The organism is Mycobacterium colombiense CECT 3035, assembly GCF_002105755.1.
GTDB classification, from domain to species: domain Bacteria; phylum Actinomycetota; class Actinomycetes; order Mycobacteriales; family Mycobacteriaceae; genus Mycobacterium; species Mycobacterium colombiense.
In genome coordinates this window covers 5256783-5272407 of sequence record NZ_CP020821.1, presented here as the reverse complement: position 1 = coordinate 5272407, position 15625 = coordinate 5256783, and the positions used below count along the sequence as shown (strand labels likewise).

The 15625-nt window shown below is 69.2% G+C and carries 17 protein-coding genes; 10 read left to right on the top strand and 7 right to left on the bottom strand.

Annotated elements, in window-relative coordinates; genetic code table 11:
* Positions 1 to 181: 181 nt before the first annotated feature.
* Together B9D87_RS24925 and B9D87_RS24920 are read left to right on the top strand one after the other, a co-directional pair.
* The gene (locus B9D87_RS24925) at positions 182 to 1030 is read left to right on the top strand and encodes an SDR family oxidoreductase (RefSeq protein ID WP_007773067.1); all 849 of its coding nucleotides are present in this window, start codon (positions 182 to 184) and stop codon (positions 1028 to 1030) included.
* 18 nt (positions 1031 to 1048) lie between these two features.
* Complete coding sequence (locus tag B9D87_RS24920; protein WP_007773068.1) at positions 1049 to 1534, top strand: aminoacyl-tRNA deacylase; 486 nt, start codon at positions 1049 to 1051, stop codon at positions 1532 to 1534.
* On the opposite strand, the gene B9D87_RS24915 is transcribed toward B9D87_RS24920, so the two are convergent.
* From B9D87_RS24915 to B9D87_RS24900, 4 genes are read right to left on the bottom strand one after another with little or no spacing between them, the layout of a single operon-like run.
* Positions 1521 to 2540, bottom strand: a complete 1020-nt coding sequence (locus B9D87_RS24915) for a zinc-dependent alcohol dehydrogenase (protein WP_007773069.1) — start codon at positions 2538 to 2540, stop codon at positions 1521 to 1523. The two genes, B9D87_RS24920 and B9D87_RS24915, sit on opposite strands and share 14 nt — an antisense overlap.
* Positions 2537 to 3721, bottom strand: coding sequence for a sulfotransferase family protein (locus tag B9D87_RS24910; protein ID WP_007773070.1), 1185 nt, complete (start codon positions 3719 to 3721; stop codon positions 2537 to 2539). Before B9D87_RS24910 ends, B9D87_RS24915 begins: the two co-directional genes overlap by 4 nt.
* A 4-nt stretch (positions 3722 to 3725) precedes the next feature.
* Positions 3726 to 4475 carry an SDR family NAD(P)-dependent oxidoreductase gene (locus tag B9D87_RS24905; RefSeq protein ID WP_007773071.1) on the bottom strand — a complete coding sequence of 250 codons (750 nt, stop codon included), beginning with the start codon at positions 4473 to 4475 and terminating at the stop codon, positions 3726 to 3728.
* The gene (locus tag B9D87_RS24900; RefSeq protein WP_007773072.1) at positions 4472 to 5716 is read right to left on the bottom strand and encodes an alkyl sulfatase dimerization domain-containing protein; all 1245 of its coding nucleotides are present in this window, start codon (positions 5714 to 5716) and stop codon (positions 4472 to 4474) included. Before B9D87_RS24900 ends, B9D87_RS24905 begins: the two co-directional genes overlap by 4 nt.
* Positions 5717 to 5779: 63 nt before the next feature.
* Between B9D87_RS24900 and B9D87_RS24895 the strand changes: the two genes are divergently transcribed.
* The 4 genes from B9D87_RS24895 to B9D87_RS24880 all read left to right on the top strand — a co-directional run bounded on the left by B9D87_RS24895 (position 5780) and on the right by B9D87_RS24880 (position 8990).
* A complete protein-coding gene (locus B9D87_RS24895; protein WP_007773073.1) occupies positions 5780 to 6550 on the top strand; it encodes an SDR family NAD(P)-dependent oxidoreductase in 771 nt (256 codons plus the stop codon).
* Between the two features lie 8 nt (positions 6551 to 6558).
* Positions 6559 to 7179: a TetR/AcrR family transcriptional regulator gene (locus B9D87_RS24890; protein ID WP_007773074.1), complete on the top strand. Its 621-nt coding sequence runs from the start codon at positions 6559 to 6561 to the stop codon at positions 7177 to 7179.
* Between the two features lie 52 nt (positions 7180 to 7231).
* A complete protein-coding gene (locus B9D87_RS24885) occupies positions 7232 to 7468 on the top strand; it encodes a hypothetical protein (protein WP_007773075.1) in 237 nt (78 codons plus the stop codon).
* 160 nt (positions 7469 to 7628) lie between these two features.
* Positions 7629 to 8990 (top strand): HNH endonuclease signature motif containing protein, encoded by a 1362-nt coding sequence (locus B9D87_RS24880; protein ID WP_007773076.1) that lies wholly within the window; start codon positions 7629 to 7631, stop codon positions 8988 to 8990.
* A gap of 14 nt (positions 8991 to 9004) precedes the next feature.
* Here the strand turns inward: B9D87_RS24880 and B9D87_RS24875 are convergent, their stop codons facing one another.
* Complete coding sequence (locus B9D87_RS24875; protein WP_007773078.1) at positions 9005 to 9769, bottom strand: SOS response-associated peptidase; 765 nt, start codon at positions 9767 to 9769, stop codon at positions 9005 to 9007.
* A 44-nt stretch (positions 9770 to 9813) separates the two neighbouring features.
* Between B9D87_RS24875 and aroA the strand changes: the two genes are divergently transcribed.
* Together aroA and rsgA are read left to right on the top strand one after the other, a co-directional pair.
* Positions 9814 to 11109 (top strand): 3-phosphoshikimate 1-carboxyvinyltransferase, encoded by a 1296-nt coding sequence (aroA, locus tag B9D87_RS24870; RefSeq protein WP_007773080.1) that lies wholly within the window; start codon positions 9814 to 9816, stop codon positions 11107 to 11109.
* On the top strand, positions 11106 to 12101 hold the full coding sequence (gene rsgA / locus B9D87_RS24865) for a ribosome small subunit-dependent GTPase A (protein ID WP_007773082.1): 996 nt from the start codon (positions 11106 to 11108) through the stop codon (positions 12099 to 12101). The genes aroA and rsgA overlap by 4 nt, the downstream gene beginning before the upstream one ends.
* Here the strand turns inward: rsgA and B9D87_RS24860 are convergent.
* The gene (locus B9D87_RS24860; RefSeq protein ID WP_007773083.1) at positions 12085 to 12561 is read right to left on the bottom strand and encodes a winged helix-turn-helix transcriptional regulator; all 477 of its coding nucleotides are present in this window, start codon (positions 12559 to 12561) and stop codon (positions 12085 to 12087) included. The genes rsgA and B9D87_RS24860 overlap by 17 nt on opposite strands.
* 88 nt (positions 12562 to 12649) lie before the next feature.
* Here B9D87_RS24860 and B9D87_RS24855 point away from each other — a divergent pair, with 88 nt between their 5' ends.
* Positions 12650 to 13825: a thiolase family protein gene (locus B9D87_RS24855; RefSeq protein WP_007773084.1), complete on the top strand. Its 1176-nt coding sequence runs from the start codon at positions 12650 to 12652 to the stop codon at positions 13823 to 13825.
* A 4-nt stretch (positions 13826 to 13829) separates the two neighbouring features.
* Positions 13830 to 14315, top strand: a complete 486-nt coding sequence (locus B9D87_RS24850; protein ID WP_007773086.1) for a DUF302 domain-containing protein — start codon at positions 13830 to 13832, stop codon at positions 14313 to 14315.
* Between the two features lie 92 nt (positions 14316 to 14407).
* Here the strand turns inward: B9D87_RS24850 and B9D87_RS24845 are convergent, their stop codons facing one another.
* On the bottom strand, positions 14408 to 15547 hold the full coding sequence (locus B9D87_RS24845; protein ID WP_007773088.1) for a hypothetical protein: 1140 nt from the start codon (positions 15545 to 15547) through the stop codon (positions 14408 to 14410).
* Positions 15548 to 15625 lie beyond the last annotated feature (78 nt).

Sequence of the window (15625 nt, the reverse complement as noted above, 5' to 3'; positions counted from 1 at the left end):
CAATCTAAAGGCTGACCCCGACACCTTCCGTCCGGGTCCGCTTCACCGCATGTGAGACCGATTGGATCAACGCCGCGGGTGACCGCGCTATTTCCGCAGCGCGATCGGGCCCGATGCCGGCGCCGGCGGCGGCGGCCGGACCCCGATCCGCCCGATCCGCGCCTGGCGTTAGTGTGACGCCATGTCTCTGAACGGCAAGACCATGTTCATCTCCGGCGCCAGCCGCGGTATCGGCCTGGCGATCGCCAAGCGCGCCGCGCAGGACGGCGCCAACATCGCGCTGATCGCCAAGACCGCCGAACCGCACCCCAAGCTGCCGGGCACGGTGTTCACGGCGGCCAAAGAGCTCGAGGAAGCCGGCGGACAGGCGCTGCCGATCGTCGGGGACGTCCGCGACCCGGATTCGGTGGAGGCGGCCGTGGCCAAGACCGTCGAGCAGTTCGGCGGCATCGACATCTGCGTCAACAACGCGTCGGCGATCAACCTGGGCTCCATCACCGAGGTGCCGATGAAGCGGTTCGATCTGATGAACGGCATCCAGGTGCGCGGCACGTACGCGGTTTCGCGGGCGTGCCTGCCCCACATGAAGGGCCGGGAGAACCCGCACATCCTGACGCTGTCTCCGCCGGTGCTGCTCGGCCAGGAGTGGCTGAAGCCGACGGCGTACATGATGGCCAAGTTCGGTATGACGTTGTGCGCGTTGGGCATTGCCCAGGAGATGCGCGCCGACGGCATCGCGTCCAACACGCTGTGGCCGCGCACCCTGGTGGCCACCGCCGCGGTGCAGAACCTGCTCGGCGGCGACGAGGCGATGGGGCGCGCCCGCAAGCCGGAGATCTACTCCGACGCCGCCTACGTCATCCTCAACAAGCCGTCCAAGGAGTTCACCGGCAACATGCTGCTGTGCGAGGACGTGCTGGTGGATTCCGGTGTCACGGACCTTTCGACCTACGACTGCATCCCCGGCTCCAAGCTGGGCGTCGACTTCTGGGTGGACGGCGTCAACCCGCCGGGTTACACGGGTCCCTAACCGACCCAAGGCATCAGGGTGGCCGCCACACCGGGCATTGCGGCGTTGGTGAAAGCCGGTGTGCCGCATGAAGTCCTGACGTTCGAGCACGATCGGCGGGAGCATTCGTTCGGCGCCGAGGCGGTCGAGGCGCTCACCGCGGCCGCCGGCATCGAACCCGGGCAGATCTACAAGACGCTGATCATCGCGGTGCCCGGCGGATTGGCGGTGGCGATCGTGCCGGTCACCGCGCGGCTCGCACTGAAGGCGGCCGCCGCGGCGCTCGGGGTCGCCAGGGCGTCCATGGCCGACGCCGCGGTCGCCGAACGGGCCACGGGTTACGTCCTCGGCGCGGTGTCGCCGTTCGGTCAGCGCAAAAAGCTTCCGACGGTCGTCGATTCCGGTGCGCTGGCGTGGGAGCGGGTGTTCTGCAGCGCCGGCCGCCGCGGCTGGGAGGTCGCCGTGGCGCCGCAGGATCTGATCCGCGTCACCGGCGCGATCACCGCCGCCATCAGCCGAACGTGACGACGACCTTGTCGGCGGCCCCCGGTGTGTGCGCCAGTTCGAGCGCCTCGCCGACGTTCTCGAACGGGATGGTGTGGCTGACGATCAGCGCGTACTTCTCCCAGTTCGCGACGAGATCCCGGGTCACCTCGAAGATCTCGTCGGGATACCCCATCGACCCCAGGATGGTGATCTCGTTGCTCATCACATTGACGAACTCGACGGGTACCGGTTCCTTGTGCACGCCAACGATTCCCAGGGTGGCGCCCTTTTTGGCCGCGGCCAGCGCGGTGTTGACGACCGCGGGCACGCCGGCGGCGTCGAGGTAGATGTCGGTGCCGGCGCGTCCGGGTAACCCGGGAATTCCGGCTTCGCCTTGCCCATGCAGTTCGATCAGGCGCGCGACGACGTCCTCGTCGGCGGAGTTGATGACGGCGTCGGCGCCGATCTGCAGTGCCTTGTCCAGGCGCCCGGGAATCAGGTCCGCGACGGCGACGTGGCTGACGCCGAGGGATTTGAAGGCCAGCACGGCGCCCAGCCCGATCGGTCCGGCCCCGAACACAAGCACCTTGTCGGTCGGTTTGGGCCGGCAGCGATTGGCCCCGTGGCGCGCGACGGCCATCGGCTCGTTGAGCGCGGCCACCTCCCAGGGGATGTGGTCGGGGATGACCTCGAGACTCGTTCCGCGGACGGCGTTTTCGATGAGCAGGTAGTCGGCGAGCGCGCCGCTGGGGCCGCCGTTGCCGATGATGCCGCTGGGGGCGGCCATCGGGTTGATGACGACGTGGTCGCCGACGGCGACGCCACTCACCTGCGCGCCGACCTCGGCGACCTCGCCGGCGGGCTCGTGTCCCAGCGGCGTGTGTCCCTGCCGCGGGGGCAGGCCGCCGATGGTGATGTAGAACGCGTCGGACCCGCAGATGCCGCAGGCGCGCATCCGGACCAGCACGTCGCGCGGGCCGACGTCGGGGCGTTCGGTGTCGAGGACCTCCGCCCTGCCCGGCCCGGTGACCACGGATGCTTTCACGGTGTGCCCTCCAGCTCGATGTCGAAGGTATCGAGGTACTCGGCGAACGTCGGCGCGAGCTGTTCGACGCTCAGGCCGTACTCGTCGAGCCGGTAGGCGTTGAGCGCGAACCGGTCCTGGGGATGCTCGGCGAGCCAATTACGCATCCGCGCTTCGGTTTCCGCGGTCAACGGTTCGTCCGCCCACTCGTAGATGCGCCGCATCACGTCCATCGGGTCGCGCATCATCTCGTGGTAGTACATGTGGAAGAAGCGTTCGTCGCCGATGCGGTCGCGGGCGCGCAGCGGCCGGTCGACGTGATAGCCCATCTGCCACATGGCAAGCCGGCCCATGTCCGTCTGATCCAGCAGCTCGGTGTTCATCACCAGGCTCTGCGGCAGCCGCCACAGGTTGCACAGCGAACCCGTCGCCTTGTACGGGTCGCGGTGCGCCCAGATCAGGCGCGCGTCCGGGAACACCTTCAGCAGCGCCTCGATGTGCACCGAGTGCGACGGCATCTTCAGGCTCCAGTTGCCCGGCGCGGTGGACTGCAGCACCTGCAGGTAGCGCTTCTGGTATTCGTAGGTGCTGCTCATGTCGGCCTCGTCGAACAGCCACCGGGCGTAGCGATCCGTCGGCAGGAACGAGTCCCAGGACAGGCCCTTGAAATCCTGGTTGTGGATGAACATGTCCTCGGTCGGGCCGTCGGCGTCCTCCCAGTGCGGCAGCGGCATTTTCGCCTGCGCGACCAGCTCCAGGATCTTGCGCTGCTCCTCCAGCAGGGCCAGGCACCGCGGGTCGGTGCGCAGCGTGTCGGTGCCGGCGGGCGGGATCGGGTCCACGCACTGCCAGTGCAGTAGCGACCGCCGGGCCGGGTCCTGGTCGAGCAGGTAGCTGATGACGGTGGTGCCGGTGCGGGGCATGCCGAGCACGATCAGCGGCCGCTCGACGGGCGCGTCCAGCACGCCGGGGTGCGCCTGGATGTAGCCGTCCACCCGGATGCGGCGCGCCAGCGCGTCGGTGGCGTCGTTCAGGACGCGTTCCCGGCCGAACGGGGTGAAGGCCGGCGAGGTGTTGAGCTCGTCGACGATGAGCTGCAGCCCGTCTCGCCATGAGTCGGAGTCGATCTCGCTGCGGCCAGAGCGTCGCGCGGCCAGCTCGAAGACGTCGTCAGCGGTTACCGCTCGGTCGAAGTCGCCCATGGCCCTAGACCGTCAGGTATCCGCCGTCGACGGCGATGGTGCTGCCGGTGATGTACGAAGCGGCGTCGGTGCACAAGAACAGCGCCGCCCCGGCGCAGTCCTGGGGTGTGCCGGGCCTGCCCAGCGGCGTGTGGAAGCCGATCTCGACGTCCATCACCTCGGGAATCCCCATGGCCGGGTGCGTCATTCGGGTGTTGATGAGCCCGGGCGCGATGGCGTTGACCCGGATCCCGTCGTCGGCCCACCGGCGGGACAAATTCATCGTCAGGGCTATCAGGCCCATCTTGGACGAGGCGTAACCCGGGACGAAGACCGCCGAGCGGAACGCGGACATCGAGACGACGCTGACCACGCTGGCGCCGCCGGCGGCCCGGCTGGACTTGAGGCGCTCGTGGCAGCGCATGGTCAGCCGCATCGGGCCCAGCATGTTCTGCGTCACCGACGCGACGTAGCCGTCCGGATCGTATTCGTCGCCGGCTGGATAGGGGCCGCCCGCGTTGTTGATCAGGATGTCCAGGTCGCTCAGCGAATCCGCAAGGGTGTCAACGGATCCGGGATCCTGGATCTGGCACTGGCGGTAGGTGAACGCGTCCAGGTCCGTGTCGGGATAGTCGGCGGCCGAGGCGCGGGTGCCGGTCACCGTGACCGCCGCCCCGGCGCCGGCGAACGCGGCGGCGATCGCGTTGCCGATGCCGCTGGTACCGCCGGTCACCAGCACGTGGGCCCCGGTGAAATCGAAGTTGACGGAGTTCATTCGGCCACCCTCAATTCATTGATGCATTTGTTGAGCCAGGCTTTTTCCCAGAAGTTTTCGGTGCCGGCAAGCAGCGCCTCGTGTGCGTCGGCGGCCACCTCCCGCGCGGCGGCATGCATCGGCTGGGCGGCCAGGATCAGGTCGGTGAGGTGGATGGCCTGCACCGCGCGGCCGACGGCCAGGTGGGCCCGGGCGGCGTCCACCAGCACGTCGGCGCCCGCGGCGCTGACCACGTCGACGGCAACCGAATCCGGCGCCACGCCATAGAGTTCGGTGGTGGAGCGATGCCGGAACCATCCGGTGTACATCTCCCAGATAGCCCGCACGTTCCACGAGGTCTTGCCGTAGCCCTCGCCGATGTCGAGGTGCTCGGGCATCTCGACCTCGCGCATCGCGGTGTGGATGTCGGCACCGGAATTCATCAGTTCGGCCGTGCGGTCGTGCACGGCCTGCATCCCGTCGCGCATCGCGGTGACCTCCTCGGCGATGCGATCGGCGCCCTCGATGGGGTCGAAGTGGCCGGTGATCAGCCGCCGAGGTCCGTAGTCCAGCACCGTGTTCAACGACTCGATGTAAAGGACCGGATCGCGGTACCGGTCGCCGCGGATGGTCATCAAATTCGGCACATGGCCGAACAGCGGCCCGAACAGGTTGCCGGTGAACAGGATTCGGTCCTCGGGCAGCCACACCACCAGCGCGTCGGTGGTCTCGCCGCCGGGCGTCCACGCCAGCTCGAACGCGCGCCCGCCGACGGTGAGGGTGTGGCGCTGGTCGAAGGTCGTGGTCGGTTCGGGGAACGAGAAGTCGATGGTCGCGGGGTCGATGGTCTTGAAGTGTTGCAGCACGGCGTCGGAGAACTTCTGGAAGGCGAACGACGTCTTGGGCACCCGGTAGCCCATCAGCAGGGCGTTGTCGTCGCGCCAGTACCGGTAGTTGCGGTGCATGACCACGTGGGATTCCGAGTCGCGCAACGAGTTCACCCCGCCCCAGTGGTCGGCGTGGCCCTGGGTGACGACGATGGCCCGCGTCGGCCCGGGGACGTCGGCAAAAGCCTTGCGGTGCAACGGGCCTTCGAAGACCAGCCCGCCGTTGACGATCACCCGACCGTCGTCGGTTGCCACCGCATAGGAGTTGGAGACGCCCGGCGACATCCAGACGCCGTCGCCCAGGGGTCGCGCGGGGGCGTCCGTCGCCGCCGAGAGGTCGCCGGCCCCGGGGCGCTCCCGATGAATCCCTGCCATGACTGGCGATCCTCTACAGTTCTAGAGGTAAAGTCAATATCTTCGACGCGGGAAGGGGCACTCATGGGACTGCGCGGCCTGTCCGACAAGGTGGCGATCGTCGCCGGCGGTGCCACCGGCCTCGGTGCGGCGACCGCCGCCCGGCTGGCCGAGGAGGGCTGCCGGGTGGTCATCGGCGACGTGGCCGTCGACGCCGCGCGACAGGCGGCGGCGCGGATCGCCGCGGCCGGCGGCACCGCGACCCAGGTGGCGTTCGACCTGTCCGTCCCGGCGTCGGTCGCCGGCCTGATCGATTGCGCCGCAACCACGTACGGCGGAGTGGACCTGCTGTTCAACGTGGGCGCCGACATGAGCACCATCCGCGCCGACACCGACGTGGTCGACATCGACTTCGACGTCTGGGACCGGGTGATGACGGTGAGCCTGCGCGGGTATGTGGCGGCGATGAAATACGCCATCCCGGAAATGCAGAAGCGCGGCGGCGGGGCGATCGTCAACATGTCTTCGGCGGCGGCGTTCCAGGGTGAGCCCGCGCGCCCCGCCTATGCCACCGCGAAGGCCGGCATCGGCGCGCTCACCCGCCACGTCGCGTCGCGGTGGGGCAAGGACAACATCCGCTGCAACGCGGTCGCGCCCGGCTTCACCGCCACCGAGACCATCCGTTCGGTGCCGCAATGGCCGGACCTGGAGGCCGCGGCGCTCAAGCGCATCCGGGGGCCCCGCGTCGGCGAGCCCGCCGACGTCGCAGCGCTGGTCGCCTTCCTGCTCTCGGCCGAGGGCGAATGGATCAACGGTCAGGTCGTCAACGTCGACGGCGGCACGGTGCTGCGCTGAGGACGGGCATGGCCACCGACAGATCGCGCAGACGCAACGGCGACGAACGCCGCCGCGACCTGTGCGACGCGGCGATCCGGGTGCTGGCCGAGCACGGCTCGCGCGGGCTGACGCACGGGCGGGTCGACCGCGTCGCCGGCGTCCCCGAGGGCACCACGTCGTACTACTACCGCACCCGCGCCGCCCTGCTGCGCGGCGTCGGCAAGCGCGTCGCGGAGATCGACGTGGCCAACCTGCAATCGGTGATCGACGAGCCGGTCGATCCGCTGTCGCCCTTCGCACATCTGGCGCGGCTGACCATGATCCAGGCCGACGGGTCCGGCCTGATGCTCAACAGGGCGCGGCATGAGCTGCTACTCGGCGCCGCCCGCGATCCCGGCCTGGCCGAGACGTCGCAGGTGTTCGTCGCCCGGATCAACGGCCTGGCCCGCGACGCCATCGCGCACCTGCGGCCCGACACCCGCGACCCGGCGCTGCTGGCCGCGCAGACCACCGCCGTCACCACGTTCATCGCCGGTGTCTTCACCCGCCTTGCCGCCGGCGACCGCGACGTCGGGGACGCCGAGCAACTCGGCCGGTTGCTGGAAGCGGTGGCCACCGCGGTGGCGGTCGCGGCCCAGCGAAGTTAAGTGTCCGGCGAAAAGCACTCCGAGGCCCGTCGATTCCGCATACCGTTGGGCGATGGACATGAAGCGATTGGCCGCCGCGGGCATGCTGGCAATGGCCGGGCTGTTGACGATCGGTGTGGGCGTCAGCGGCGCCGACACGATCCAGACCGAGGGCAACTACCCGACGCGGGAGGCATGCCAGAACGCCGGCCCCGGCGTGAAGGCCACGACGCCGGGAAGCTGGAACAACTTCTGGTGCGTTCCGGACCGCAACGTCAACGGCAACTGGAAGTTGGTCCTCAGCAACTGATTTGGGCTTGGTGTGGTGAGCCGTCACCCACGACGGTCCGGTGTGCCTTGAGCGCCTGAATTCGGATATCGAAAACGCATAGCGAAATCTCCTGTGCCACTTTAGTTTCAGTGGTATCAGGTTGGCCTTTTTTGTCGGTGGGTGCGGCTAGTTTGGCGGTGTGAGTGATCAGCAGGATGTCGACGAGGTGTTCGACGCGCTCGATGCGGCCTGGGATCGCTTGTGCGCGCTGAAGCTCGACGCGTTGAACCCGCGCCAGCAGTTGGCGGTGTTGCAGCGCTGCGAACAGCAGCGCCGGCGCCTGCCGGCCGTCGAGCATCCGCTGATCAATTCCCTGGCCCGCCAATCCCCCTCCGAGGAACTCGGCGGCACAGTGGTCCATGCGATCACCGAGGCCACGCTGATCAGCCGCGCCGAGGCCTCGCGGCGCATCAAAGAAGCCCGCGACCTGGGCCCGCGCCACGGCCTGACCGGCGAACCCCTCCCGCCGCTGCTGGCGGCCACCGCGGCCGCCCAACGCGCCGGCACGCTCGGCTCCGGCCAGGTCTCAGTGATCCGCAAATTCTTTCACCAGTTGCCCGGCTGGATCGACATGCCGACCCGCGAGCAGGTCGAGGCTCGGTTGGCCAAGGAGGGCAGCCGGTTTCGCCCCGAGCAACTGGCCGCGCTGGCCAGCACTGTGGCCGATTGCCTGAACCCCGACGGCACGTTCACCGACGAGGACCGGGCGCGGGGCCGCGGGCTGACGCTGGGCAATCAGCAAGCCGACGGCATGTCGGCGCTGCGCGGCTGGCTCACTCCCGAGGCGCGCGCCACCCTGGAAGCGGTGCTGGCCAAACTGGCCGCGCCGGGCATGTGCAACCCGTTCGACGAGACGCCGTGTGTGGACGGCGCTCCCACCGAAGAGGCCATCGAGCGCGATCCGCGTTCGGCGGCCCAGCGCAACCACGACGCGCTCAACGCCGCCCTGCGCGCGCTCTTGGCGTCGGGAGAGTTGGGTCAGCACAACGGGTTACCGGCCAGCATCGTCGTCACGACAACGCTCCAAGAGCTGGAATCTGCCGCAGGGCGCGGGTTGACCGGTGGCGGCACCCTCCTGCCGATGAGCGACGTGATCCGCCTGGCCCGCCATGCCCGTCACTATTTAGCCATCTTCGACAAGGGCAAGGCGCTGGCGCTGTATCACACCAAACGACTCGCCTCACCCGGACAGCGAATCGTGTTGTACGCCAAGGACCGCGGCTGCTCAAACCCGGGCTGCACGGTGCCCGGCTACTACAGTGAAGTCCACCACGTCACCGACTGGGCTACCTGCCACACCACCGACGTCAACGACCTCACCTTCGCCTGCGGACCCCACCACCGCCTGCTGCGACCCGGCGGCTGGACCACCCGCAAAAACACGCGCGGCGACACCGAATGGAAACCACCCCCACACCTCGACAGAGGACAACCGCGCACCAATACCTTCCACCACCCCGAGAAACTGCTGCGCGACGGAGACGACGACGAGGCGGCGTAGTGGCTGAAGCAGCGCTACAGGATTTTCATCTGCTCGGGTTGCGGCTCGGCCGGCTCGAGCAACTGCGGGCCGTTGTTGCGGACGTTGTTGACCAACGTCGATACCTCGCGCATCCGGATGGCGCGCACATCGGGCGTGCGGGCCAGCAGGCCCTCGTCGATCGCGGCGTCCGGGTCGAGCCACCGGTCCCAGTCGCGCTCGGGCAGCACCAACGGCATCCGATCGTGAATCTGCGCCAGCTCCCCCGGCGCGTCGGTGGTGATGATCGTGCAGCTCAGCAGCGGCGACGCGTCCTTGGCCGGTTTCCACACCGACCACAGGCCCGCCATGAACAGCGGCTCCCCGTCTTCGGAGTACATGAAGAACGGCGTCTTGCGGGTCTTCTTGCCGGCGGCGTCGTCGGAGTTGACCCGCCACTCGTAGTAGCCGTCCATCGGAATCAGGCACCGCTTGGACTTGGCGCTGGCCCGGAAGGCGGGCGAGGTGGTGACCTTGTCCGCGCGGGCGTTAATCAGCATCGGCCCCTTGGCGTCGGGCGCACCGTCGGCGCCGGCCTTGGCCCACGGCGGCACCAGGCCCCACCGCATCAGCCGCACCCGCCGCGTCGGCTGGTCCTCGGGCTCGGAATGCCTGCTCACGACGGTCGCGATGGTCGAGGTCGGGGCCACGTTGTAGTTCGGGGCGTTCGAGGCCCCCTCGGCGCCGGTGGCCTCGTCGATCGCCTTGATCTTCTCGGCCAGCAGGGCCGGATCGGTGGTCACCGCGAACCGTCCACACATAACGTCAATGGTGGCAGAAACCGGCGACAGGCGATGATGGACCGGTGACGACATGGACGGCCCCCCTGGCATCGCGGCCGGTGCACGCGACCGTGACCGTGCCGGGTTCGAAATCGCAGACCAACCGGGCCCTGGTGCTCGCGGCGCTGGCGGCGGCGCAGGACCAGGGCAGCCCGACCATCAGCGGGGCGCTGCGCAGCCGCGACACCGACCTGATGATCGGGGCGCTGCGCACGCTGGGCTTGCGGGTCGACGGGTCGGGTTCCGAGCTGACGGTGAGCGGCCACGTCGCGCCCACACCGCCGGCACAAGTCGATTGTGGCCTGGCCGGCACGGTGCTGCGGTTCGTGCCGCCGCTGGCGGCGCTGGCCGAATCGGCGGTGGAGTTCGACGGCGACGAGCAGGCCCGGGCGCGACCCATCGCGCCGCTGCTGGACGCGCTGCGCGGGCTCGGCGTCCGGATCGACGGCTCCGGTCTGCCGTTCCGGGTGCTGGGCAACGGTTCGGTCGCCGGCGGCACCGTGGACATCGACGCCTCGGCCTCGTCGCAGTTCGTCTCCGGACTGCTGCTGTGCGCGGCCTCGTTCGCCGAGGGCCTGACCGTGCGGCACACCGGTGCATCGCTGCCGTCGGCGCCGCACATCGCGATGACGGTGGTGATGCTGCGCCAGGCCGGGGTCGACGTCGACGATTCCGTCGCCAACCAATGGACGGTGCGGCCCGGGCCCGTCGCGGCGCGGCACTGGGAGGTGGAGCCGGACCTGACCAACGCCGTTCCCTTCCTGGCCGCGGCGGTGGTCAGCGGCGGCGCGGTGCGCATCACCGGCTGGCCGGCCAGCAGCGTGCAGCCCGCCGAGCACATCCTGAACGTGTTGGGCAAGCTCAATGCCGTTGTGACGCATAATGGTTCGCTCCTGGAGGCGCGGGGGTCCGGGGACTACGGCGGGTTTGACGTCGACCTGCGCGCGGTCGGCGAGCTGACGCCGTCGGTGGCCGCGCTGGCGGCGCTGGCGACGCCGGGGTCGGTGTCGCGGCTGTCCGGCATCGCGCACCTGCGCGGGCACGAGACCGACCGGCTGGCGGCGCTGAGCGCCGAGATCAATCGCCTGGGCGGCGACTGCACCGAAACGCCCGACGGCCTGAAGATCACCGCGACGCCGCTGCGGTCCGGGGTCTGGCACTCCTATGCCGACCACCGGATGGCGATGGCCGGCGCGATCGTCGGGCTGCGGGTGGCCGGCGTCGAGGTCGACGACATCGGCGCCACCAGCAAGACGCTGCCGGACTTTCCGCAGCTGTGGGCCCGCATGCTGGAGCCCGGGGAAGAGCGCGGCATGTGAGGCCCGGCGACTACGACGAGTCGGACGTCAAGATCCGCTCCGGCCGGGGCTCGCGCCCGCGGACCAAGACGCGTCCCGAGCACGCCGACGCCGAGGCCGCGATGGTGGTCAGCGTCGACCGCGGCCGCTGGGGATGCGTGCTCGGCGGCGACGTCGACCGCCGGGTCACCGCCATGCGGGCCCGCGAACTGGGCCGCACCCCGATCGTGGTGGGCGACGACGTCGACGTGGTCGGTGACCTGTCCGGGCGGCCGGACACGCTGGCCCGCATCGTGCGTCGCGGGGAGCGGCGAACGGTGTTGCGCCGCACCGCCGATGACACCGATCCGACCGAGCGGGTGGTGGTCGCGAACGCCGACCAGCTGCTGATCGTGGTGGCGCTGGCCGACCCGCCGCCCCGGACCGGCCTGGTGGACCGGACGCTGATCGCCGCCTACGCCGGCGGACTCACGCCGATCCTGTGCCTGACCAAGACCGACCTCGCCCCGCCGGAGCCGTTCGCGGAGCAGTTCGTCGACCTGGACCTGACGGTGGTGACCGCGGGCCGCGACGATCCCCTGCTGGCCGTGGCGGACCTGCTCGCGGGCAAGATCACCGTGCTGCTCGGGCATTCCGGCGTCGGCAAGTCCACGTTGGTGAACCGCCTGGTGCCCGACGCGGACCGCGCCGTCGGCGACGTGACCGACATCGGCAGGGGGCGGCACACGTCGACGCAGTCGGTGGCGCTGCCACTGACCCAGCCGCTGGGCACCACCGGCTGGGTGATCGACACGCCGGGCATCCGTTCCTTCGGGCTCGCCCACATCCGGCCCGACGACGTCATGATGGCGTTTTCCGACCTGGCCGACGCCATCGCGGACTGCCCGCGCGGCTGCGGGCACATGGGGCCACCCGCCGACCCCGAGTGCGCGCTGGACACCCTGACCGGGCCCGCGGCGCGGCGCGTCGCCGCGGCCCGCCGGCTGCTGGCCGCGCTCAACCAGACTTCTTAGCCAGCCGCATCCCTAGCTCGTCGGGCGGCACCAGATGGCCTTCCCTGCAACGTATTTCGACGCTCACCTCGGCGCCGCAGCCCAGATGCGTCAGCCGCAGCCGGTTGCGGCCCGGCAGGTGATGTCTGCCCCACTCGAACAACGCCCACACCACCGGCATGAAATCGAGACCGGCGTCGGTGAGCACGTACTCGTCGCGGCTGCGCTGCCCGGGCTCCCGATAGGGCCGGCGCCGTAGCAGCCCCAGCTCGACCAGCTCGCTCAGCCGCGCCGAGGTGGCGGCCTTGGTGATGCCGACCCGGCGGGCGAAGTCGTCGAACCGGGTGGTGCCGTAGTAGGCCTCGCGCATGATCAGCATCGCGGATTTGGTCCCGACGACCGCCATCGCCTTCTCGATCGCGCACTCGCCCACCGCCGACCAGGCATCGCGGTCGGCCAGCGGTCCTTGCAGCAGTGTCATCCAAATCACCTCCGCGGCTGGGTTGCTTTAAGCATACCGAGGTGTTTACCTGAGTACAGCGTTATATACCTAGACTCGAGGAGGAGTCATGAATCGCGATGCCGTCATCGTCGGAGCCGTCCGCACCCCGATCGGCAAGGGCAAGGCCAGTGGCGCGCTGCACGACGTTCTGCCCGCCGATCTGCTGGCCCACAGCCTGCGCGAGTTGGTGGCGCGCACCGGCGTGGATCCGGCCCAAGTCGACGACGTCATCGCCGGCGCCGTCACCCAGGTCGGCGACCAGGCGGCCAACATCGCCCGTAATGCGCTGCTGGGCGCGGGCTTTCCCGAATCGGTTCCCGGTGTCACGATCGACCGCCAGTGCGGCAGCAGCCAGCAGGCCATCAGCTTCGCCGCCCAGGGCGTGATCGCCGGCGCCTACGACCTGGTGATCGCCGGCGGCGTGGAGTCGATGAGCCGCGTGCCGATGGGCTCGCAGGTGCCGCCGGGCAGCAACCCGATGGGCGAGGACATGACCCGGCGCTACCCCGACGGCCTGGTGCCGCAGGGCATCAGCGCCGAGCTGATCGCCGCGAAGTGGGGCTTCTCGCGCGCCCAGCTCGACGAGTTCTCGGCCGGCAGCCACGAGAAGGCCGCGCGTGCCACCAAGGAGGGGCTGTTCGACAACGAGCTCGTTCCGATCGCCGGGCTGGCCACCGACGAGATCATCCGCCCCGGCACCACGGTCAAGACGCTGGCCGGACTGCAGCCGGCGTTCTACAGTGACGCCGCCAAAGCGCGCTTCCCGCAGATCAATTGGGAGATCACACCCGGCAACTCCTCGCCGCTGTCCGACGGCAGCGCCGCGGTGTTGATCGCCAGCAGCGAGGCCGCCAGAAAGCTGGGGCTGCGCCCGCTGGCGCGGATCCACACCACCACCGTGGTGGGCTCCGACCCGCTCTACATGCTCACCGGCGTCATACCGGCCACCGAGAAGGTGCTGTCGAAGGCGGGGCTGACGCTGGCCGACATCGACCTGTTCGAGGTGAACGAGGCGTTCGCGCCCGTCGTGCTGGCCTGGGCGCAGGACACCGGCGCCGATCTGGCCAAGACCAACGTCAACGGCGGTGCGATCGCGATCGGTCACCCGTTGGGCGCCAGCGGCGCTCGGCTGATGACCACGCTCGTCAACGCGCTGGAACAGCGCGGCGGCCGCTATGGGCTGCAGACGATGTGCGAGGGCGGCGGCATGGCCAACGCCACCATCATCGAGCGATTGGGCTGAGATCATGCAGGAAACGAAATTCGACGGCGTTCGGGTGCGCTACGACAGCACCAAGAGCTACGACGAACTGCGTGCCGCGTTGCTCGCCGACATCGGCGAGCAACCGGTGCCGATCAACGACATCGCGGTGGGTTCCGGCGACTGGGAGTCCTACCGGCAGCGCGTCGAATCCCACGTCGGCCCAAGCGGATTCATGTTGTTCGGCGTGGTCGACCACGGCGCCTGGATCACCAAGGCCGGCATCGACCGCAAGGCGTTGCGCGTCATCCTCGGCAACCCGCTGATCGCCATCACCATGCTGCGCCACGACGTGACGGCGGGCCTGTACGCCCCGGTCGAGCTGTTGTTGCTCGAGGAGGACGATGGCAGCAGCCTGACCTACGTCAAGCCGTCGTCGCTGATGGTCGTGCAGCCCAACCCGGAGTTACTCAGCGCCGCGGAGCAACTCGACGCGAAGCTGGCCGCGCTGGCCGAGAAGGTGGCCGGCTGAGCGCTGCGCGGACGGTGGTCGGCCGGCTCGACCGGTGAGCGCGGGGTGCCAGGCTGTTGACGACCGGTGCGTCGGTGCCTGCCTGACTCGCGTTAGCGCGCGCGGGTCAGCTGTTTTCGTCGGATGAGCGCCGACGGTCTGCCGGCGCGCACGGTCACGGACAGCGTCAGTGCGGCGGCGAGCAGGAAACACGTCGTCGCGTAGGCCAGGCTGCCGGCGGGCGCCCCGTCGGGCGTGATGCCGTGCGAGGCCTTTTCGTAGGCGGGCAGCGCCGACAACCACAAACCCCCGAGCACGAGTAAGAATGCGGACCCGAAGACCGCGACGACGGGGTTTCGCGCGCCGGGCGTGAACGCGGTATTGCGCCACTGCCGCAACAGGATCGGGATCGCCACCACGGCGAACGCGCCGAGGATCACGAAGTACAGCGCCCGCCGCGGTCCGCCGTCGGGATGGTCCCCACCGGCCAGCAGGATCGGGATATTGGCAACGACCAGGCCGACGGGCACCAGCGCGGCCACGCAGAATGTCCGGCCGGTCAATGACATTCGGCTCAGATATCGCCCGCGCTCGATGGGACGGGTGACCAATAGCTGGGTGAACAGTGCGACGCAGGCCGGACCCACGGTGGCGAACAGCAGGACGCTGCTCATCGGCACCGCGGCCAGCATCGGACGGTTGATCGCGTTGTCGGTGTTCCACGCCCACCAGCGCAGCTGCGGACCCAACTGGTCGAAGATCTCGTAGAAGCAGTTGTGCACAAATCCCACACACACCGCGCCGACGACCGCGCCCCAGTCGCGGAACACGCCAAGGCTGCGGACCACTTCGTAGGCCAACGTCATCATCGCGGGGTACAGCGCGACGATGTAGATCGGCAGCCGGTCGTACATGAACTGGACCGTGAAGACGTTGTGCGCGAAGACCGCACCGATGGAGTCGTCAATGCCGAAGACGGTCGGAAAGTACAGGGGCGGCTCGACGATCAGCAGATAGACGACCGTGGCGAACCAGATCACGATGTTCGCCGGGTCCCCGTCGCGGCGCAGTCGGCGGATCGCCCACCAGAGTGCCAGCACGGCGCCCGCGACGATGAGCAGTTCGACCACGGGCAGCGTCCAATTCGCCAGTCCGAACGGGTTTCTCAACGTCACCCAGGGCGAGGCGTGCTCGCAGCTGAACCCCAGGCGGTTGGCGATGCGTTCGATGTCGTCGCTGCATTGACCGCTCATCGTCGGGCGTCCTCAGTTATTCGCACACGCACGTGCACGTGCGCGCTTGCCGGAAGCTTGACGATACATGTCTAGCAA